19 protein-coding genes are annotated in these 18,718 nt (G+C 74.2%); 9 read left to right on the top strand and 10 right to left on the bottom strand.

Annotation, left to right across the window (positions count from 1 at the left end; all coding sequences use genetic code 11):
• Positions 1-22 precede the first annotated feature (22 nt).
• The 4 genes from ACQP6G_RS15655 to ACQP6G_RS15640 all read left to right on the top strand — a co-directional run bounded on the left by ACQP6G_RS15655 (position 23) and on the right by ACQP6G_RS15640 (position 6,587).
• A complete protein-coding gene (locus ACQP6G_RS15655; protein ID WP_429765585.1) occupies positions 23-1,342 on the top strand; it encodes an extracellular solute-binding protein in 1,320 nt (439 codons plus the stop codon).
• 49 nt (positions 1,343-1,391) lie between these two features.
• Positions 1,392-3,254: a BNR-4 repeat-containing protein gene (locus ACQP6G_RS15650; RefSeq protein WP_429765584.1), complete on the top strand. Its 1,863-nt coding sequence runs from the start codon at positions 1,392-1,394 to the stop codon at positions 3,252-3,254.
• Between the two features lie 88 nt (positions 3,255-3,342).
• A complete protein-coding gene (locus ACQP6G_RS15645) occupies positions 3,343-5,649 on the top strand; it encodes an FAD-dependent oxidoreductase (RefSeq protein ID WP_429765582.1) in 2,307 nt (768 codons plus the stop codon).
• 83 nt (positions 5,650-5,732) lie between these two features.
• On the top strand, positions 5,733-6,587 hold the full coding sequence (locus tag ACQP6G_RS15640) for a LacI family DNA-binding transcriptional regulator (RefSeq protein WP_429765580.1): 855 nt from the start codon (positions 5,733-5,735) through the stop codon (positions 6,585-6,587).
• A gap of 23 nt (positions 6,588-6,610) precedes the next feature.
• Here ACQP6G_RS15640 and ACQP6G_RS15635 read toward each other — a convergent pair whose 3' ends face one another.
• Positions 6,611-7,402, bottom strand: coding sequence for a DeoR/GlpR family DNA-binding transcription regulator (locus tag ACQP6G_RS15635; protein WP_429765578.1), 792 nt, complete (start codon positions 7,400-7,402; stop codon positions 6,611-6,613).
• An 81-nt stretch (positions 7,403-7,483) separates the two neighbouring features.
• Between ACQP6G_RS15635 and ACQP6G_RS15630 the strand changes: the two genes are divergently transcribed.
• Entirely contained in the window at positions 7,484-8,515 is a 1,032-nt protein-coding gene (locus tag ACQP6G_RS15630) for an acetylxylan esterase family protein (protein WP_429765576.1), read from the top strand.
• A gap of 10 nt (positions 8,516-8,525) precedes the next feature.
• On the opposite strand, the gene ACQP6G_RS15625 is transcribed toward ACQP6G_RS15630, so the two are convergent.
• From ACQP6G_RS15625 to ACQP6G_RS15605, 5 genes are all read right to left on the bottom strand, one after another.
• On the bottom strand, positions 8,526-8,969 hold the full coding sequence (locus ACQP6G_RS15625; RefSeq protein ID WP_429765574.1) for an SRPBCC family protein: 444 nt from the start codon (positions 8,967-8,969) through the stop codon (positions 8,526-8,528).
• A gap of 5 nt (positions 8,970-8,974) precedes the next feature.
• A complete protein-coding gene (locus tag ACQP6G_RS15620; RefSeq protein WP_429765573.1) occupies positions 8,975-9,322 on the bottom strand; it encodes an ArsR/SmtB family transcription factor in 348 nt (115 codons plus the stop codon).
• Positions 9,319-9,789, bottom strand: coding sequence for an SRPBCC family protein (locus ACQP6G_RS15615; RefSeq protein ID WP_429765572.1), 471 nt, complete (start codon positions 9,787-9,789; stop codon positions 9,319-9,321). The genes ACQP6G_RS15620 and ACQP6G_RS15615 overlap by 4 nt, the downstream gene beginning before the upstream one ends.
• Positions 9,790-9,876: 87 nt before the next feature.
• Positions 9,877-11,094: a pyridoxal phosphate-dependent aminotransferase gene (locus tag ACQP6G_RS15610; RefSeq protein WP_429734439.1), complete on the bottom strand. Its 1,218-nt coding sequence runs from the start codon at positions 11,092-11,094 to the stop codon at positions 9,877-9,879.
• Between the two features lie 8 nt (positions 11,095-11,102).
• Positions 11,103-12,020, bottom strand: coding sequence for a helix-turn-helix transcriptional regulator (locus ACQP6G_RS15605; protein ID WP_429765570.1), 918 nt, complete (start codon positions 12,018-12,020; stop codon positions 11,103-11,105).
• Positions 12,021-12,122: 102 nt separating this feature from the next.
• Here ACQP6G_RS15605 and ACQP6G_RS15600 point away from each other — a divergent pair, with 102 nt between their 5' ends.
• The 4 genes from ACQP6G_RS15600 (at position 12,123) to ACQP6G_RS15585 (ending at position 16,005) form a co-directional block, all read left to right on the top strand.
• Entirely contained in the window at positions 12,123-13,589 is a 1,467-nt protein-coding gene (locus ACQP6G_RS15600; protein WP_429765568.1) for an MFS transporter, read from the top strand.
• Between the two features lie 86 nt (positions 13,590-13,675).
• Complete coding sequence (locus ACQP6G_RS15595; RefSeq protein WP_429765567.1) at positions 13,676-14,356, top strand: NAD(P)H-binding protein; 681 nt, start codon at positions 13,676-13,678, stop codon at positions 14,354-14,356.
• A 446-nt stretch (positions 14,357-14,802) separates the two neighbouring features.
• The gene (locus ACQP6G_RS15590) at positions 14,803-15,612 is read left to right on the top strand and encodes a Fic family protein (RefSeq protein ID WP_429765565.1); all 810 of its coding nucleotides are present in this window, start codon (positions 14,803-14,805) and stop codon (positions 15,610-15,612) included.
• A 36-nt stretch (positions 15,613-15,648) separates the two neighbouring features.
• Positions 15,649-16,005 carry a hypothetical protein gene (locus ACQP6G_RS15585; RefSeq protein WP_429765563.1) on the top strand — a complete coding sequence of 119 codons (357 nt, stop codon included), beginning with the start codon at positions 15,649-15,651 and terminating at the stop codon, positions 16,003-16,005.
• Here ACQP6G_RS15585 and ACQP6G_RS15580 read toward each other — a convergent pair.
• Genes ACQP6G_RS15580 through ACQP6G_RS15565 form a run of 4 tightly spaced genes read right to left on the bottom strand, consistent with a single transcriptional unit; the run spans position 15,971 to position 18,655 of the window.
• A complete protein-coding gene (locus ACQP6G_RS15580; RefSeq protein WP_429765561.1) occupies positions 15,971-16,606 on the bottom strand; it encodes a class I SAM-dependent methyltransferase in 636 nt (211 codons plus the stop codon). The two genes, ACQP6G_RS15585 and ACQP6G_RS15580, sit on opposite strands and share 35 nt — an antisense overlap.
• Positions 16,607-16,611: 5 nt before the next feature.
• Positions 16,612-16,977: a cupin domain-containing protein gene (locus tag ACQP6G_RS15575; RefSeq protein WP_429765559.1), complete on the bottom strand. Its 366-nt coding sequence runs from the start codon at positions 16,975-16,977 to the stop codon at positions 16,612-16,614.
• 29 nt (positions 16,978-17,006) lie between these two features.
• Positions 17,007-17,948, bottom strand: coding sequence for a transketolase family protein (locus ACQP6G_RS15570; RefSeq protein ID WP_429765557.1), 942 nt, complete (start codon positions 17,946-17,948; stop codon positions 17,007-17,009).
• On the bottom strand, positions 17,945-18,655 hold the full coding sequence (locus ACQP6G_RS15565; RefSeq protein WP_429765556.1) for a thiamine pyrophosphate-dependent enzyme: 711 nt from the start codon (positions 18,653-18,655) through the stop codon (positions 17,945-17,947). The genes ACQP6G_RS15570 and ACQP6G_RS15565 overlap by 4 nt, the downstream gene beginning before the upstream one ends.
• Positions 18,656-18,718: the final 63 nt, after the last annotated feature.

Raw genomic sequence — 18,718 nt, 5'->3', positions numbered from 1 at the left:
ACCCTCGATGCGGAGGATCCCCATGTCTCTCACCCTTCCCCAGAGCGCCCTGTCGCGACGTCGCGTGCTCCAGCTGCTCGGCATCGGCGCCGGCACCGCCGCCCTCGCCGCCTGCGCGCCGTCCGCGCCGTCGTCCACGGGCGCCGCCGCCTCGGCCGCCGCGGCAGGCGGCGCGAAGACGGACTTCGCGTTCTCGTCGTGGTCGTTCACCGAGGAGGCCGCGGCCCCGGCCCTCGAGGCGATCGTCAAGGCCTACCAGGACCAGGCCGGCGTCACGGTGGACGACGTCTCGTTCCCCTACAACGAGTACATCAACCAGCTCACGCTGCAGGTGAAGGGCGGCCAGTTCACCGGCGCGGCGCACGTGGACGTCGCGTGGCTCGGCTCCCTCGCCGCGATGGGCAAGCTGCAGGACCTGTCGGCGCTGACCGAGGGGCGCGGGTACACCGACGCGGCGCTGGCGGCCGCCCAGTTCGACGGCGTGCAGTACGGCCTGCCGTGGACCATCGGCGCGATCGGGCTCGTCGCGAACTCCGAGATCCTGCAGAAGGCGGACATCGACCCCGACGCGTTCCCGACGACGGTCGACGCGTTCGAGAAGGCGCTCAAGGACCTCAAGGGCCTCGGCGGCGGGCTCATCCCCTACGCCGCGTCCACCAAGGCCGCGCAGCTCAAGGACATCCTCATCTGGATGGAGACGTTCGGCAGCCCGCTGGTCGACGGCGACACCGTCACCATCGGCGACGACGCGTCCGTCGAGGCCGTGACCTGGTACAAGTCGCTGTACGACCAGAAGCTCATCGCCGCCGACGTCGACCGCTTCGACGCCCGCTCCCTGTTCGCGCAGGGCCGCGCGGCGATCTACGACGACGCCCCCGTGGGCCGCAACGCCGTGCAGGAGGAGTCGCCCGACAAGGACCTCGGCAGCAAGCTCGTGCCGCTCTCGCGCCCCGTGCTCAAGGACGGCGAGACCCCGCGCGCGCTGGTCTGGGGCGGCGCGATCGCCGTCGTCGACGGCGAGGGCGCCGAGACCGCCGCCGACTTCGCCCAGTTCGCGACGTCGGACCTCGACACCGTGCTGGCCGACTACGAGGTGCGCGGCCTGCCGCCGGTGACGACCGAGGCCCAGCAGTCCGACGTCGTCGCCGCCGACACGTTCGGCTCCCTGTTCAACGACCGCATCACCGCCACGTCGACGAGCAACCCGTTCTGGAAGTTCACCGCGTACTCGCAGATCGAGACGGTCGTCGCCGAGCAGGTGCAGGCCGTGCTGGTCGGCAAGACGGACGCCAAGGCGGCCATGCAGAAGGCCGGCGAGGCCGCGCAGAAGCTGGTCGGCTGACCCGACCGTGCCCACCCCCGGAGTCCTGACCACGGTTCGAGGAGGAACCATGCGACGACGCCCCACCCCGACGCTGCGCACCGCCCTGACCGGCGCCGCGGCCGCCCTCGCGGCGGCCGCGGCGGTCGGGGCCGCCGCCCTGCCCGCGACGGCCTCGGCCCCCGCGGCGCACGCGAAGCACGCCCCCCAGGTCGAGGAGCTGCCGTTCACCGTCGACTCGTCCAACCAGGCGGGCTGGTGGAAGCCGATCGACGTCGTCGACGGCACCACCTACGTCGCGTACAACGCGCCGGGGCCCACGGCCGCGACGCACCAGGTCCACGTGGCCGCGCGCGGCGCCGACGGCGCCTGGACGGACGGCTGCCTGCGGGCGACCGACGGGGAGTGCGCGACGTTCGTCGACGACAACGGCCACAACCAGCCGTCGATCGTCGTGGACGGCGACGGGAACGTGCACGCCTTCGTCTCGATGCACCACGAGCAGTGGAACTACTTCCGCACGACGACGCCCGGCGACGTCACCAGCCTCGTGGACGTGTCGGGCGAGATGCCCGACCAGGACCTGGCCGTCACCTACCCGGTGACCGCCCGCGGCGCCGACGGCGACGTGTACGTCATGGCCCGCGCCGGCGCGGACGAGCGCCAGGCCCGCACGGGCAACCTGTACCGCTTCGACACGGGCGCGGGCACGTGGTCGCGGGTCGCCGTCGTCGCGGACGCGAAGGGCCACTCGTTCTACCCGGACGACCTCGAGGTGGGCACGGACGGACGCGTGCACGTGCTGTGGGAGTGGGGCCCGTGGCCTGCCGACCCGTCGCGGCACCTCGGCTCGTACGCCGTGTACGACCCGGCGGACGGGTCGTTCCGCGACGTCGCCGGGAACGCCCTGGAGACGCCGGTCACGCCCACCACCCCGGGCGCGGTCGTGTACCAGCCGTACGTCGACGGCGAGGACATCGGCTCGTACTGGCCCGCCCTGCAGACGGCGAAGCTGTCCGTGCACGGCGACACGCTCGACGGGATCGCCTACCGGTTCCGGACCGAGGGCGTCACCGCGTTCGACGGCTACGACGTCCGGTTCGCGCGGTGGGACGGCGCCGCCTGGCAGCGCGAGACCGTGCTGGACCTCGGCGGCCTCGGCCCGGGCGTGGAGACCTCCGCGGCCATCGAGACGACGTCGGCCGGCCCGACCACGCGCGTGTACGCGGTGGTGGAGACCACCTCGTGCGTCACGGGCCAGCAGAGCGCCGTCGTCCGCGCCGACCAGGTGCGCGGCGAGGACACCTGGCGCTTCAGCACCGTCGGCGAGGCACGCACCGGCGCCCAGCGGCTCAGCGCCGTGACCACGGGCACCTGGACGGACCAGCTGTACGTGACGGTGCCGAGCGCCGGCCAGCTCTTCCACGCGACGGTGCCCCGCACGGGCGGCACGCCCGAGGGCTCGACGGCCGCCGAGCTGGTGGCCGGTCTCCGGGGCGAGAGCACCGACGTGAACGTCGCCCGCGGCGCGGACGTCACGGTGTCGTCCACGCTGCGCGCCGACACCGGCGGGGAGCTGGCGGTCGACGGGTCGTGCGTCGACGCGAGCCGCTGGATCTCCGCGGCCGACGACGCCCGGCCGGTCCTCACGGCCGACTGGGGCACCCCGCAGGCGGTGGACACCGTCCGCGTCCGCAGCGGCTACAGCAAGGCGACCGGCACGGCCGACGTCCTGCGCTCGTTCGCGGTCGAGCTGCACACCGCCGACGGCTGGGTGCCGGCCGGCCAGGTCACGAACAACACCTCGGGCACGGTCACGCTGCCCGTGCCCACCACCCAGGCGGACCAGGTCCGCCTGCTGATCACCGACCCGTCGAGCTCGGCGACCGACGTCGCGCGCGTCTACGAGGTCGAGGTGCTGGCCGCCGGCTGACGCCCGCGACCGGCGCCGCACACCCGCCCGCACCACGAGAACCACCACGTTCGACCAGCACAACCACCGGATCGAGGACTGAGAGATCATGCGCACGCAGACCGTCGAGGCGGACGTCGTCGTCGTCGGAGGAGGGCTCGCCGGCGTCAGCGCGGCGGTCGCCGCCGCGCGGCTGGGCCGCCAGGTGGTGCTGGTGAACAACCGGCCCGTGCTGGGCGGCAACTCCTCCTCCGAGGTGCGGGTGTGGGTGTGCGGCGCCACCGCGCACGGCAACCAGCGCTGGGCCCGGGAGACCGGGATCGTCGGCGAGATGTACGTGGAGAACCAGTACCGCAACCCCGAGGGCAACCCGGTCTACTGGGACGACGTCGTGCTGGACACCGTCCGCCGCGAGAAGAACATCCGGCTGTTCCTCAACACGGACGTGCGCGAGGTCGTCGCGACCGGCCCCGACGACGCGCGCCGCATCGAGTCCGTCACCGGCTGGACGATGGGCTCGGAGATCCTCACGACGTTCGTCGCGCCGGTGTTCCTCGACTGCACGGGCGACGGACTGGTCGGCCACCTGGCCGGCGCGCGCTACCGGCTCGGCAAGGAGTCGCAGACCGAGTTCGGGGAGGAGTGGGCGCCGCCGGAGCCGGTGCGCGAGTTCCTCGGCTCCACGCTGCTCTTCTACACCAAGGACCTCGGGCACCCGGTGAAGTACGTCGCGCCGGAGACCGCGATCGACATCACCACCACGCCGATCCCGATGAACCGCGTCATCCGCAGCGGCGACTCGGGCGCGCACTACTGGTGGATCGAGTGGGGCGGCGAGCTCGACATCGTCGACGACAACGAGCGCATCCGCGACGAGCTGCGCGGCGTCATCCTCGGCATCTGGGACTACATCAAGAACTCCGGGAAGTTCGACGCCGACAACCTCACGCTCGAGTGGATCGGCAACGTGCCCGGCAAGCGCGAGTACCGCCGCCTGATCGGCGACTACACGCTGCACCAGGGCGACGTCGTCGACCAGACGGTGTTCGACGACGGCGTCGCGTTCGGCGGCTGGTCCATCGACCTCCACCCGGCCCAGGGCATGTACGCGGAGGGCGCGGGCGCGCTGCAGCGCTTCTCCGACGGCGTCTTCGAGATCCCCTACCGCTCGCTGTACTCGGTGAACGTGGAGAACATGCTGTTCGCCGGTCGCGACGTCTCGGCCACGCACATCGCGTTCGGCGCCGCGCGCGTCATGGCGACCTGCGGCGCGATGGGCCAGGCCGCGGGCACCGCGGCCGCGCTGTGCGTGGAGCACGGCACCACCCCGCGCGGCATCTACACCGACCACCTCGACGAGCTGCGCCAGACGCTGCTGCGCTGGGACGCGCCCGCCGTCGGCATCGCGAACGCCGACCCGCACGACGTCGCGCGCCGCGCCCGCGTCACCGCGTCCAGCACGACGACACGGATCGCCGCGCCCGTCGCGGAGCCGGCCGACCTCGATCCGGGCGACATCGGTCCCGACGGCTTCGACGTCTACGACCTCGACGTCGACCTCGGCATCGTGCTGCCCGTGGACCCGCGGCTCGAGACGGTCGAGCTGCTCGTCTCCGCCCGCCGCGACACCACCCTGTCGGTCGAGGTGTTCTCCACCGGCAAGCCGCAGAACGTGGTGCCCGCGCACCTGGAGACCAAGACCGACGTCGTCGTGCCCGCCGGCGACGAGCGCTGGGTCACCGCGCACGTGCCGTTCGCCCCCGACACCCCGCAGAACGCCGTCGTCGTGCTGCGCGCCAACCCCGACGTGGCCGTCCGCCTCACCTCCCCGCTGCCGGCGGGCGTCCTCACGCTGGTGCACCGCGTCGACAACGACGACCAGAACGTGCAGATCAGCTCGGAGGAGCTGCTGGTGCAGTGGCCCACCAAGCCGCTGCGCGGGCGGTCCGTCGTGTTCCGCGCCGGCCCGGACACCCGAGCGCTGGCCCCCGAGCGCGCGACGGGCGGCTACCACCGCAACCACGGCGGCCCGCACCTGTGGGCGTCGTCGCCGATGGTCGCCGGCCGCGACGAGTGGCTGCGCCTCGACTGGGACGAGCCCGTCACCGGGCGCGAGGTGCGCCTGGTCTTCGACGACGACCTCGACGTCGAGCTCAACACGCTGCACCACCACCGCACGCCCGACGAGATCATGCCGACCCTGGTCAAGGACTACCGCGTCGAGGTGCTGCCGGCAGGCGCCCCCGAGTCCGGCGACGCCTGGGTGACCGTCGCCGACGAGACCGACAACCGGTGGCGCCTGCGCACGCACCCGCTGCCCGCCGACCTCGGCCCCCTGGCTGCCGCGCGCCTCGTCGTCGGCGCCACGAACGGCTCGGCGCAGGCCCGCGTGGTCGCGCTGCGCGTGCAGGAGTGAGCGTGCCGCACGCAGGACTCACCCGCGCCGCGCGCGGGATCGCGACGGTGTCCCGGACGGCGGACCGGGCTACGCTGACCGCCGTGCACAGGAAGGAGCGCACCGGCATCGTGGCGCTCGCCGTGCCGGACCTCGAGGAGCCGTACTTCGCCGAGCTCACGGCGCTGCTGGTGCGGCGCGCCGACGAGCGCGGGCTGTCGATCCTCATCCAGCAGACCGCGGGCGACCACGAGCGCGAGGTGGACGTCGCCAACGGCATCGGGCTGCCCCCGACCGACGGCCTCATCCACATCCCGCGCGCGCTGTCCGTGGCCGACCTGACGCGGCGCACCTCCCCCGGGCCGCTGGTGCTGCTCGGCGAGCACATCCTCGTCAGCCCGTTCACGCACGTGACGATCGACAACCGGGCCGCGTCGTACGCGGCCACCGCGCACCTGGCGTCCGTCGGGTGCCGACGGGTCGCGTTCGTCGGGCCGCGGGACGCGCGCCCCTCGGACGCCGCCGACCGCCGGTACGCCGGCTATCGCGAGGCCGTGGCCGCGCTCGGCATCGCGGACGACCCCGACCTGGTGGCCCAGGTCGAGTCGTTCACACCCGCCGAGGGGCGGCGCGCCGTCCGCGACCTGCTGGCCCGCGGCGTCGAGCTCGACGGCATCGTCTGCTCCAACGACTCCGTCGCGTTCGGGGCGCTGCCCGCCCTGCACGAGGCAGGGCGGCGCGTCCCCCAGGACGTCGCGGTCGTGGGGATCGACGACGTGCGGGGCGCGCAGTTCACGACGCCGTCGCTCACGTCGGTCTCCCCGGACAAGGAGGCCCTCGTCGAGCGCGCGCTGAGCGAGCTGGAGCGGCAGATCGCCACCCCGCCGGGCGGCAACCTGCCGGTGCAGCACGTGGTCGTGGACGCGCGCGTCGTGCCGCGCGCGAGCACCGCCCGCTGACGGGTGGCGCCGCGACCGCGCGGTCAGTCGACCGGCACCACCCAGAGCTCGCCGACGTGCGCCTCGAGCAGCTCGCGCGCGTCGTCGTCCAAGCCGTCGTCCGTGACCAGGTGCTCCACCTCGTGCAGGTCGACGATCGTGGTCAGCCCGACGACGCCCCACTTGGTGTGGTCGGCCAGCACGACGGCGTCCTGGCCGGCGGCCAGCAGCGCGCGGTCAGTCTCCGCCTCGAGGAGGTTGGGCGTCGTGAGGCCCGCGTGCAGGTCCACGCCGTGCACGCCGAGGAACGCGACGTCGAGGTGCAGGTGCTCCAGCGAGCGCACCGCCACCGGGCCCACGAGCGCGTCGGACGGCGTGCGGACCCCGCCGGTGAGCACCACGGACTGCGTGTACGGCTCGTCGGCGCGGTCGGGGCGGCGGAACACCTCCGCCACCGGCAGCGAGTTCGTCACCACCGTGAGGTCGGGGACGGCGCGCAGCTCCTGGGCGAGCACCCACGCCGTCGTGCCGCCCGAGAGCCCCACGGCCATGCCGGGCTCCACGAGCTGTGCGGCGCGGCGGGCGATGGCCCGCTTGGCCCCGACCTGCTGCTGCACCCGCGACGCGAACCCGTGCTCCTGCACCGCGCCGGCGTCCCCGCGCGTCGTCGCGCCGCCGCGCACCCGGTCGAGCTCGCCCGCGTCCGCGAGCGCCTCGATGTCCCGGCGCACCGTCATCGCGCTGACTCCCAGCTCCTGCGCCAGCTCGGTGACGCTCGCGGCGCCCCGGCGGCGCACCTCGGCCACGATCCGCGACCTGCGTTCTGCGACGAGCACCCGCTCCCCTTTCGACCCGCGGCACAGTCTGTCACGCAGGCTGCCGCGGGTCGGCCCGGACCTCGAGAGCCTGGAGATCCCGTGATCCTGCCCGCCCCCTATGACGCCTGGTTCCCCGACAGCCCGATCGACGGCACGTACGGCTACGACCGCGACGGCCTGCTGGCCGTGCCGCCCGCCGCCGAGCCGGACGGTTTCGCCGACCTGTGGCGGTCGTGGCACGACGCCGCGCGCGACGTGCAGGCCGACGTCGTGGCGGAGCCCGTGGGTCGGCAGGGCGCCCACGAGGTGTCGGTCGTGACGTTCACCGCCGACGGTGGCCTGTGTCTGCGCGCCTGGCTGGCGCTGCCCGTGGACGCGCCCGTCCGGGTCGGCATCGTGCACGGGCACGGGTACGGAGGCCGCGAGGCGCCGTCGTTCGAGCGGGTGCCTCGCGACGCGGCGGTGATCTTCCCCGTGGCGCGCGGCCTGGGTGCGCTCAACGCCGGGGTGGGCGCCCCGGACGTGAGCACCGCGCACGTGCTCGCCGGCATCGAGGACGTGGAGACGTACGTGCTGGGGCGCTGCGCCGTCGACCTGTGGCACGCGGCCACGGCGCTGCGGGAGGTGCTCGCCGGGGTCGCGGGCGTGCCCGCCGACCTGCCCCTGTACTACGTGGGCACGAGCTTCGGCGGCGGGGTGGGCGCGCTGGCCGTGCCGTGGGACGACCGGTTCGTGGGCGCCACGCTGGAGGTGCCGAGCTTCGGCCAGTACGACGAGCGCCTCGCCGTGCCGTGCACCGGTAGCGGCGAGGCGCAGCGCGCGTACGTGGCCGCGCACCCCGAGGCCCGCGCCGTCCTCGCCCTCACCGACGCGTCCGTGGCGGCGACGTACCTGCGGGTGCCCACCCGCGTCGAGTGCGCCCTCTGGGACGCGCACGTGCCACCGCCCGGCCAGTTCGGCGTCGCCTCCGGCGTCCGCGCCGCCGAGCGCGCCGGCACCGGGGCCGAGCTGGAGCTGGCGGTGCACTCCGCCGGGCACGCGGAGTACCCCGGACAGGCGCGGGAGATGGCGGCGGCGTTCGCGGCCACGCGCGAGCACGTCGCGCACGCCGTCGCACTCACGGCGAGGTAGGGCAGCGTCGTCAGTTCCAGTTGTCGATCTTCACGTCCCGGGGCGACGGCGCGGCGTCGGCGCCCTCGACGAGGGCCTTGAGGCTCTGCAGGAACGTGGCCCACTTGGTGCTGCAGTGGTGCATGAACTCCACGGGCTCGCGCCAGCCGCGGTGCGCGAACAGCAGGACGGTCCAGTCGCCGTCCTGACGCAGGTCCCACTCGACGGTCGTGCCGACCCACTCCTCGGGGCCGTCGACGACGCGCCACACGACGCGCTCGCTCGGCCGCAGCTCCTCGACCTCCATCACGAAGCCGCCCTCGGGGAAGCGGAACTCGACCTTCCCGCCGAGTCCGGCGTCGCCCGTCGTCTCCTGGGTCCACCAGCCGGCGAGGCCGTCCACGGTCGTCAGGGCGTCGTACATCGCCTGGGGCGTCGCGGTCGTCGTCGCGATCCTGTGCAGGATGTCCACCATCGTGATCAGCTCCTTCTCGTGGTCTCGATCGCCTCGGCGATCGCCTTGATGCGCTGCAGGCGCCGGTCCCAGGTGCGGCCGACGGCGGCCAGCTGGTCGGCGGCACGCTCGAGCTGGGCGGCGTCGACCTCGCACCGCTTCTCCCGTCCCGCCGTCGTCGACCGGACGAGGCCGGCGCGGTCGAGCACGTCGAGGTGCTTGGCCACGGCCTGCCGGGTGACCGGCAGCTGCCGGCTCAGCGACGACGCGGTGCCGCCGCCGTCGGCCAGCAGCAGGTCGAGGATGCGGCGTCGCGTGGGGTCGCCGATCGCGGACCAGAGCCCGTCGTCCACGGACGACGACGTCCCGGTCATGGCCGGACCTCCAGCGACCCCGCGTAGGTCACCAGCCGCGGCAGGTAGTAGGCCCAGCCGTCGACGTGCTCGCGGTAGCGCTGCTCGAGGACCGCGACCTCCCAGCCCTGCTCACGGAAGCCGGTCTCGGTCATGCGCAGCAGCGTCCCGTCGCCGGACGGCACGAGCTCGAAGGTGACGAGCAGCGAGTTGCCCGCCGTCGCCTCCTGCCGGGCCGGGTGCGTCCAGCGGAACGAGAACGTCCGCGGCGGCAGCGACTCGACCACCGTGAACGACTCGACCGTCCGGTCCGGGCCCTCGCCGAACGTGATCGACCCCGCCGCGCCGGGCTCCGGGTCGAAGTCCGCGTCGTCGGGCCACCACTGCCGGACGTGCTCTGGGCTGCTCACCACCTCGAAGACGACCTCCGGCGCCGCCTCGACGTAGATCTCCCGCTCGATGCTTCCCAGCTCGCTCGTCGAACCCATGACCCCTCCTGCAACTAGTGGTTGCACATCACGCTAGCCCGCGGGCGAGGGATGTGCAACCACTAGTTGCAGAACGGGTGGGGCGGGCTACCGCCGGCGCGTGGCCAGGAACTCCCCGATGCGGCCGATGGCCTCGGTGAGGACCTCCTCGTCCGGCAGCGTCACCAGGCGGAAGTGGTCGGGCTCGAACCAGTTGAAGCCCGTGCCGTGCGTGACGAGGATCTTCTTGGCCCGCAGCAGGTCGATGACGAACGCCTCGTCGTCCTCGATCGGGTACATCTCCGGGTCGAGGCGCGGGAAGCAGTACAGCGCGCCCTTCGGCCGCACGGAGGTGACGCCGGGGATCTCGTTGAGCAGCTTGTCGGCCAGCATCGCCTGGTCGTAGAACCGGCCGCCGGGCACGATCAGCTCGTCGATCGACTGGTACCCGCCCAGGGCGGTCTGGATGGCGTGCTGCGCGGGCACGTTGGCGCACATGCGCATGTTCGCCAGCAGGGTGAGGCCCTCGAGGAACTCGGTGGCATTCTCCTTCGGGCCGGACACCATGACCCACCCGGCCCGGTAGCCGCACACGCGGTACGCCTTGGACAGTCCGCTGAACGTCAGGCACAGCACGTCGTCACCCGCCGCGGCCGCGGCGTGGTGGTGCGTGGCGCCGTCGAACAGGATCTTCTCGTAGATCTCGTCGGTGAGGACGACCAGGTCGTGGCGGCGGGCGATGTCGACCATCGCCTCCACCATCTCCTTGCTGTACACGGCGCCGGTGGGGTTGTTCGGGTTGATGATCACCATGGCGTGCGTGTTCTCGGTGATCTTCGACTCGAGGTCCTCGAGGTCCGGCATCCAGCCGTTCTCCTCGTCGCACCGGTAGTGCACGGCGGTGCCCCCGCACAGCGTGACGGCACCCGTCCACAGCGGGTAGTCCGGCGCGGGGACGAGGATCTCGTTCCCCTCGTCGACGAACGCCTGCAGCACCATCGAGATGAGCTCCGAGACACCGTTGCCGATGAACACGTCGTCCACGCTCGTGTCGCGCAGCCCGCGCGACTGGTAGTACTGCGCCACCGCGGTGCGCGCCTCGTAGATGCCGCGCGAGTCGCTGTACCCCTGCGCCTCCGGCAGGTGGTGCACGACGTCGGCCTGGATGGCGGCCGGTGCCTCGAAGCCGAACGGCGCCGTGTTGCCGATGTTCAGCTTGAGGATGCGGTGGCCCTCGGCCTCGAGGCGCTGGGCCTCGACGAGGATGGGACCGCGGACGTCGTAGCGGACGCCGCGGAGCTTGCGGCTCTGTCGGATGGTGCGCACGGGGACCATCATCCCCCTGCGGGGCCGGTGACCGACACGGCCAATCCGCGACCGGCGGCCCCGTCGTCCCGCGACGTCACGGCGGGCGCCGCCCCCACCAGCGCGTCCAGCCGCTCCAGCCGCTGCGCCGTCGCGTCGTCGGCCGGCGTCATGACGATGATCCGGTCGCCACGGGCCCGGTCCAGCCACAGGCTCTGGAAGTGCACGTCGAGGCGACCCGCGCGGGCCGAGCGGTAGTGCCGCAGCTGGGTGCCGTCCCCGGCGACGTCGTACGACTCCCAGTGCCGCACGAAGTCCGCCGACGACGCCCGCAGCCGCGCCAGCAGCGCGGACCAGCGGGGGTCGTCGCGGTGCTCCGGCTCCCGGGCCCGCAGGCGGGCGGCGATGTTGTGCAGGACGACGTCCTCGGCGTCGCCGAGCGCCCCGCGCCAGTGCGGCTCGGTGAACATCAGCCAGGCGCAGTTGCGGTCCTCGGGTGGGCGGGCGTCGAGGTCGTCGAACAGGTACCGGTACGCCCGGTTGGCCGCGAGCAGGTCGTAGGCGTCGGTCTGCACCGCCGCCGGGTACGGGAGCAGCCCGGCCAGCACGGCGAGCTGCTCCGGCCGCACGCCTGGCGGCGGTCCGGGCGCGACGGCGGCCTCGCGGCCCGCGAGCACCATGAGGTGGCGGCGCTCGGCGGCGTCGAGCCGCAGCACCCGGGCGACGGCGTCGAGCACCTGGTCCGAGACGTTCCTCGCCCGCCCCTGCTCCAGCCACGTGTACCAGGTGACCCCTACCCCGGCGAGCTGCGCCACCTCCTCGCGGCGCAGGCCGGGCGTGCGTCGCCGCCCGCCGACGGGCAGCCCGACGTCGCCGGGCGTCACGCGCCCGCGGCGCTCGCGCAAGAAGGCGCCGAGGGCGGCACGGTCGGGGGTCGTCGACGTCATCGCCCCAGTGTCACCCTCGCCCGGGCGCGCAACCAGGTGGTGGTGGTACCACGATCGACAGGCTCCTGGTACCAGGATGGACGCGGGCGCACCGTCGTCGTCATGACCACGACCACCACCCCGCCCGCCGGCCGAGCGGCCGCGCCTGCCGCGACGGCGCCCGCCGCTTCGCTGTCGCACCGGGCGCTCACCGGCCTCGGGCTCGCCGTCCTGCTCGTCGCGTACCTGCCCGTCAACATGACGTTCGGCTCGGTCAACCTGCTCGCGCCGGCGATCACGGCCGACCTCGGCGTCGCGGTGTCGGGCGGCCAGCTCGTCCTGTCCGCGTACACGACGACGTTCGCCGCGACGCTCGTCGTGGCCGGGCGCCTCGGCGACCGCTTCGGACGACGTCGGCTGCTCGCCGCAGGCCTCGCGGCGTTCGCCGCGCTGTCCGTCCTGGCAGCGTCCGCCCCGACCCTGCCCGTGCTCGTGGCGCTGCGCGCGGGGCTCGGCGTCGCCGCGGGGCTGTTCACCCCGCAGGTGCTGTCCACGATCCAGGCCACCGCCCCCGACCGCCTGCGGGCCCTCGGGGTCACCCTGTTCACCGCCGTCAGCGGCGTCGCGACGATCGCCGGGCAGGTGCTCGCGGGCGCGGTGGTCGGCGTCGCGGGCGACCACGTGGGCTGGCGGGCCGTGCAGGCCGCCACCGGCGCGATCGCCGTGGCCGCCCTGCTCGCGCTGCGCACCGTCCCGGAGTCACGCTCGACGGCGCCGCTCGCGCTCGACCTGCGCGGCGCCGCCCTGCTGGCCGCCGGCCTGCTGCTGCTCGTGGTGCCGCTGACGCTCGGCGCGTCCGCCGGCTGGCCGCCCGCGCTGCTCGGGATGCTCGCCGCTTCGGGCGTCGTCCTCACGCTGTTCGCCCGCTCGCAGCGCGCGGCCGAGCGGCGCGGCGAGCTGCCGATCGTGCCGCCCAGCGTGCTGCGCACCCGTGTCGTGCGCGACGGGCTGATCATGACGCTGCTGTTCTTCACCGGCTACGGGGCGTTCCTGTACGAGTTCTCGGCGCTCGCGCAGGGCGCGTTGGGCGCCGACGCCTGGGGCACGGTCGTGCTGCTCCTCGGCTTCGGCGGCGCGTTCGTCGCGACGGCCCTCGCCACACCCGCGATCGAGCGCCGCACCGGGCGATGGACGATGACCGGGTCCTCCGTCGCGCAGGCCGCCGTGCTGGGCGGGCTCGCCCTCGTCGTCGGCAGCGGGCACGGCGGGACGACGGCGGCCCTGCAGCCCCTGCTCATGACACTCGGCGCCGCGCAGGCGCTCATGTACGGGCCGGTGCTGCGCACCGTCCTGTCGCGCACGCCCACCTGGGCGGCCGGCGTCGCCGGCGGGCTGTTCACCACGCTGCAGCAGCTCGGCCTCGGCCTCGGCGTCGCCGTGCTCGGCGGGCTGTTCCAGGCCGTCGCAGCGCGCGCCGGGGTGCCCGCGGCCCCCGGCCTGCCGCGCGGGTTCGTCGTGGCCGTCGGCGTGCAGGCCGTGCTCGCGCTCGTCTTCGCCGCGTTGGCCGCCCGGGTCGCGCGAGCCCGCTGACCGCGGGTGCGCCCGGCCCACGGTGGCGGCCCGCCCGCTGATGCTTACGGTGGGAGTCCGGTTCCTCGCCCCGCTCGGAGGTCGTCATGAAGGTCGTCGTCGTCGGCGCGCTCGGCAAGGTCGCGCGCCAGCTCATCCCGCTGCTCGCCGACGGCGGCACGGGGCCGGTGGTCGACGTCGTCGGGGTGGTGCGCAAGCCCGAGCAGGTGGACCGCGTGGCCGACCTCGGTGCGGAGCCCGCGCTGCTGGACGTCGAGCACGCGAGCACCGAGGAGATCGCCGCCGCGCTGGCCGGCGCGGACGCCGTCGTCTGGTCCGCCGGGGCCGGCGGCGGCGACCCGGAGCGCACGTACGCCGTCGACCGGGACGCCGCGATCCGCTCCATGGACGCCGCGGCGAGCGCCGGTGCGCGCCGGTACGTCATGGTGTCGTGGGTGGGCTCGACGCCCGAGCACGGCGTTCCCGAGAGCGCGGGCTTCTTCGCCTACGCGGACGCGAAGCTCGCCGCCGACGACCACCTGCGCACCACCGACCTGGACTGGACGATCCTCGGCCCCGGCACACTGACGGACGAGCCGCCCACGGGGCGCATCGCCGTCCTGCCCGAGACCGGCGCCGTCCCCGCCGGGACGGACACCAGCGTGCCGCGCGCCGACGTCGCGCAGGTCGTGGCCGCGGCGCTGCGCGAGCCCGCGACCGTCGGCCGCTTCGTCCGCTTCTCCGCCGGGGACACGGCGATCCCGACGGCGCTGCGCAACCTGGACTAGCGAGCGCGCCTTAGTCAAGGTTTCGCCGAAACCTTGATGAAGATGACCCTCATGGTCAAGGTCCCCGCCTTCGGGTACGTCGACGAGTACTGGGTTGCCGACTCCGACGGGATGACGAGCCGGTCCGCGCGCGCTGCAGCGTCCGGGCCCTACCGTTCGACCGTCCCGCCGGCGATCGGCGGCTGGGTATGGAGCGTCCCCGCGGACCTGTCCGCGAACGTCGAGGAGGCCACCGCTGCCCTCAGCCGCTTCGACGAGTACGCGGCCAAGGTCCTCGGGACGACGAGCCCGACGCTCGGCCCGATGAGCTCGATCCTCCTGCGCACGGAGTCCGCGTCGTCGTCCCAGATCGAAGACCTCACCGTCGGGCCCCGACAGCTGGCCTCGCCGAGATCGAGCGGTCGACCTCGGCGAACGCCCGTACCGTCGTCGCGAACGTCCGCGCCATGGAGGCGGCACTCGCGCTGGCGGACCGACTCGACACCGACGCGATCCTGGAGATGGACCGTGCGCTCCTGTCGGGACAGCGCGGCTGGGAGGACCACGCGGGGCGCTGGCGCGACCAGCTCGTGTGGATCGGGACCAGCGCGATCAGTCCTCGGGGAGCTTCGCACGTCGCACCCCAGGCGCCGCTCGTCCCAGACGCGATGGAGGACCTGGTCGCCTTCCTCCGTCGCGACGACCTGCCCGTCCTGTTCCAGGCGGCCGTGGCGCACGCACACTTCGAGACCGTCCACCCGTTCGTCGACGGCAGCGGGCGCACGGGCCGCGCCATGGTGCATTCCGTCCTGCGGGCGAAAGGGATCCTGACCGCGACGACCGCACCGGTGTCCGCGGGGCTGCTCACGCAGATCGAGCAGTACTTCGCGTCGCTGACCGCCTACCGCGACGGTGACGCACGACCGATCGTGGAGCGCTTCGCCGACGCCGCCCGCTTCGCGGCCTCGTCGGGCTCCCGGCTCGTCGACGACCTCGCCGCGCAGGTCGACGTCGCCCGCGAACACCTCCGTGGGCTCCGGCGACAGGCCGTGGCATGGCGGGTGGTGCCGCATCTGGTGTCCCACCCCGTCGTGAACGCTCGCTTCCTCTCCGACCACCTGGGCATGAAGGGACAGACCGCGCAGAACGCTCTCGCCCAGCTCGCCGACGCCGGCGTCCTGGTCGAGCGGACCGGGCTGCGCCGCAACCGCGTGTGGGAGCACCCGGGCGTCCTGACCGTCCTCGATCAGTACGCCCAGATCCTGCTCCGCCGGTGAACCGTCGGTAGGGTCGGGGCGGCGAAGGAGACGCCGATGACTCGTCGAGGCTGGCTCGCGCTGCTGCTGGGGGCCATCGTGCCACTGGGCCTGTGCCTCGTGCTCCAGGTGACGGGAAGCCCGTGGGCATCGGTGCCGGCATGGGCCTTCTGGGGCGCGGTGGTCGTCGCGCTGGTCGTACGGGTGGTGCGGTCGCGCAGCCTGCGCGAGGCGCTGCGCCCGGCGGCGCAGGGCATCGACGAGGTGCAGGACCTCTACCTCGGCCGGATCCGCCCGCCCGTGGAGTACGGCGGCGCCGCGGGGCCGGTCGCCACGCTGGTGGAGCCGCTGCCCGACGACCCTCTCGCGGGCGGCACCGTCACGCTGGAGCCGCCGCCCGACGCCGCGCGCTGATCGCGCCGTGCGGGCGGACGCCGGGGTCTGTGCGCTCGGCGGTCTCCACGACGTCGAACCCCGCCCGCTCGACGCGCGCCGCCAGCTCGTCGACGGGCCAGAACCAGGCGGTCGTCACGGCGTGGTCGAACGGCTCGACGCGCGGGCCGCGGCAGAACCCGAGGAGCAGCCCGCCGCCCGGCGCGACGGCGCGGGCGAGCTCCGCCAGCACGGCGTCGACCCCCGTGCCGTCCACAGCCTCGGGCGGGCTGTGGATGAGCGAGTACCAGGCCAGCACGCCGCCGAGGCTGCCGTCCGGCACGCCGAGGTCGGCGAGCGAGGCGCGGCGGAACGGCACGGCGGGGTACTCGGCCCGGGCACGCTCGAGGAACGGCTCCGCGAGGTCGACGCCCTCCGCGTCCAGGCCGCGACGGGCGAGGAAGTCCGTCCAGTGCCCCGGCCCGCACCCGGCGTCGACGACGCGCCCGGTCAGCCCGGCGGCCCACCGCTCGACGAGCGCCCGGTCGTCGTCGTGCACCGCGTCCATCGAGCCGAACAGGTCCGTGTACTCCTGCGCCCGGGCCGCGTAGGCCGCGCTCGCGGCGCGAGCCGACGAGGACACGGGGCTCAGCCGAGCTCGCGCAGCGGCGCGGTCCGCTCGCCGCCGGCGTCCCCCGTGTTGACCGTGGCGGTCGGTTCGACGAGCAGCGCGTGCACCTCGCCGTCCGCCCGGGGGCAGTGCTCGACGCCGCGCGGCACGACGAACACGTCCTGCGGCCCGAGGACGACGTCACGGTCCCGGAGCTGGATCGTGAGCTGCCCGCTGAGCACGAGGAACAGCTCGTCGGTGTCGTCGTGCGTGTGCCACACGAACTCCCCGTCGAGCTTGACCACCTTCACCGCGTAGTCGTTGACGCTCGCCAGCAGGTGCGGCTGCCACGGCTCGGGGATGCTCTCGAGGGCGGTCCGGATGTTCCTCACGTCGCTGCTCATCTCGTCAGCGTAGGCACCCGGACCGACGGTCAGACGAGGAACGCCGCCACCCGCCGTCGGACACCCGCCGCGTCGAGGCCGTGCGCGGCGGCGTGCTCGCGCGGCGTCCCGTACCTGCGCAGCTCCGACTCGCCGGGCACGCCGACGTGCAGCACACGGCTGGGCCGGTCGACCAGCGCCGCCGCGACGGCGGCGGCGCTCGTGCCCTCCAGGTACGGCTCCACGACGGCGAGCACCGGCGCCGGGCCGGCCAGCACGCGGAGCCCGTCGGCGTCGAGCGGGTGCGGCGTGGCCGTCCACGCGACACGGACGGGCAGGTCGGCGACGGCGTCCAGCACGGTGTCGAGCATCGGGCCGACGGCGACGACCAGCGGCGCCGAGCCGGACGACGGCGGCGTCTCCCCGCCGTCGCGCACCAGGTGCAGCCGTCCGTCCACCGGCCCCGGACGGGCGTTGCGCTGCCCGGAGAGCCGGATGTACGTGCGGCCCGTTCCGGCGGCCTCGCGGTGCAGCAGCTCGGCGACCTCGTCGGCGTGGCCGGGCACGTGCACCGTCCAGCCCGGCAGCGCGGAGATCAGCGCGACGTCCGCGGGCGACTGGTGCGTGCGGCCGCCGGCCGACACGTCGTACGAGGCGCCGGCGCTGACCAGCACGGCGCCGACGTCCTGGTGCCCGAGGTCGAGCTTCACCTGCTCGTAGGGCCGCTCCACGAGGAACGACGCGAACGTGTGCACGATCGGCCGTCGCCCGGCCAGGGCCAGGCCGCCGGCCACGCCGATGAGCGCCTGCTCGCGGATGCCGACGTCGATGATGCGGCCGGGGTGGCGCGCGATCGCGCGGCCCATGTAGCCGGAGCCGATCACGGCCAGGACGACGTCGACGTCCGGGTGCGCGTCGAGCAGCGGGTCGAGCTCGGCGTAGAGGCGGGTGCGCAGGTCGAGCGCCTGCGGGGCAGGGGCGAGGGCGGTCATGCAGCGTCCTTCGAGGTGGTGTCGACGACCACGACCGTGGGCCGGTCGGGCTCGGTGTGCCGCAGCGCGGCGGTCAGGCGGGGCTGGTCGTGGGTGCGCACCTCGGCGGCCGTCCAGCCCTCGAGGGCGAACCGGGGCGCGATGCCGCCGGGCCAGCCCAGGCTGTCGCTGTGGTTGTCGACGACGACGCAGGTGAGGTTGCCGAGCCCGTACCGGCCGGCGACCTGGATCGCCTCCGCGTTACTGCCCTCGTCGAGCTCGGCGTCGCCCACGAGGACGACGACGCGCGCGGTCGACCGGCCGCGCAGCCCGAGGGCGAGGCCGACGGCGAGCGGCAGCCCGTGCCCGAGCGAGCCGCTGCCGATCTCGATGCCCGGCACCAGCATGCGGTCGGGGTGGTGGCCCAGCGGCGAGTCGAACGACCCGACGTCGTCCAGCCACGACGCCGGGAAGAAGCCCTTCGCCGCCAGCACGGCGTACGTCGAGGCCGGGCCGTGGCCCTTGGAGAGCAGGAACCGGTCGCGGTCGGGGGCGTCCGGGCGGGCCGCGTCGACGCGGAGCACCTGGTCGTACAGCGTCCACACGACGTCGAGGGTCGAGTGCGCGCTCGGGTCGTGCTTCTCGTCGCCCGTGACCCGGGCAACCAGGTCGCGGACGTGCTGCGGGACGCTCGTGGGGACGGTCTGCACCGGCGTGATCGTCGTCATGCCCCGATCGTCCGACCTGAACCATGGTTGAGGTCAACCCTCGCCGGAGAGGTGCGCGTGCGC

Origin of the sequence: Isoptericola nanjingensis (genome assembly GCF_050311635.1) — a bacterium.
Lineage (GTDB): Bacteria > Actinomycetota > Actinomycetes > Actinomycetales > Cellulomonadaceae > Isoptericola > Isoptericola nanjingensis.
Note: the sequence above shows the minus strand (reverse complement) of the source record. Positions and strands in the feature narration are given on the sequence as shown.

Bases quoted from the DNA above. Each gene is read 5' to 3' on its own strand.
- ACQP6G_RS15655 (WP_429765585.1), top strand. From the start codon at position 23: ATGTCTCTCACCCTTCCCCAGAGCGCCCTGTCGCGACGTCGCGTGCTC.
- ACQP6G_RS15650 (WP_429765584.1), top strand. From the start codon at position 1,392: ATGCGACGACGCCCCACCCCGACGCTGCGCACCGCCCTGACCGGCGCC.
- ACQP6G_RS15645 (WP_429765582.1), top strand. From the start codon at position 3,343: ATGCGCACGCAGACCGTCGAGGCGGACGTCGTCGTCGTCGGAGGAGGG.
- ACQP6G_RS15625 (WP_429765574.1), bottom strand. From the start codon at position 8,969: ATGGTGGACATCCTGCACAGGATCGCGACGACGACCGCGACGCCCCAG.
- ACQP6G_RS15620 (WP_429765573.1), bottom strand. From the start codon at position 9,322: ATGACCGGGACGTCGTCGTCCGTGGACGACGGGCTCTGGTCCGCGATC.
- ACQP6G_RS15615 (WP_429765572.1), bottom strand. From the start codon at position 9,789: ATGGGTTCGACGAGCGAGCTGGGAAGCATCGAGCGGGAGATCTACGTC.
- ACQP6G_RS15605 (WP_429765570.1), bottom strand. From the start codon at position 12,020: ATGACGTCGACGACCCCCGACCGTGCCGCCCTCGGCGCCTTCTTGCGC.
- ACQP6G_RS15600 (WP_429765568.1), top strand. From the start codon at position 12,123: ATGACCACGACCACCACCCCGCCCGCCGGCCGAGCGGCCGCGCCTGCC.
- ACQP6G_RS15595 (WP_429765567.1), top strand. From the start codon at position 13,676: ATGAAGGTCGTCGTCGTCGGCGCGCTCGGCAAGGTCGCGCGCCAGCTC.
- ACQP6G_RS15590 (WP_429765565.1), top strand. From the start codon at position 14,803: ATGGAGGCGGCACTCGCGCTGGCGGACCGACTCGACACCGACGCGATC.
- ACQP6G_RS15585 (WP_429765563.1), top strand. From the start codon at position 15,649: ATGACTCGTCGAGGCTGGCTCGCGCTGCTGCTGGGGGCCATCGTGCCA.
- ACQP6G_RS15575 (WP_429765559.1), bottom strand. From the start codon at position 16,977: ATGAGCAGCGACGTGAGGAACATCCGGACCGCCCTCGAGAGCATCCCC.
- ACQP6G_RS15570 (WP_429765557.1), bottom strand. From the start codon at position 17,948: ATGACCGCCCTCGCCCCTGCCCCGCAGGCGCTCGACCTGCGCACCCGC.
- ACQP6G_RS15565 (WP_429765556.1), bottom strand. From the start codon at position 18,655: ATGACGACGATCACGCCGGTGCAGACCGTCCCCACGAGCGTCCCGCAG.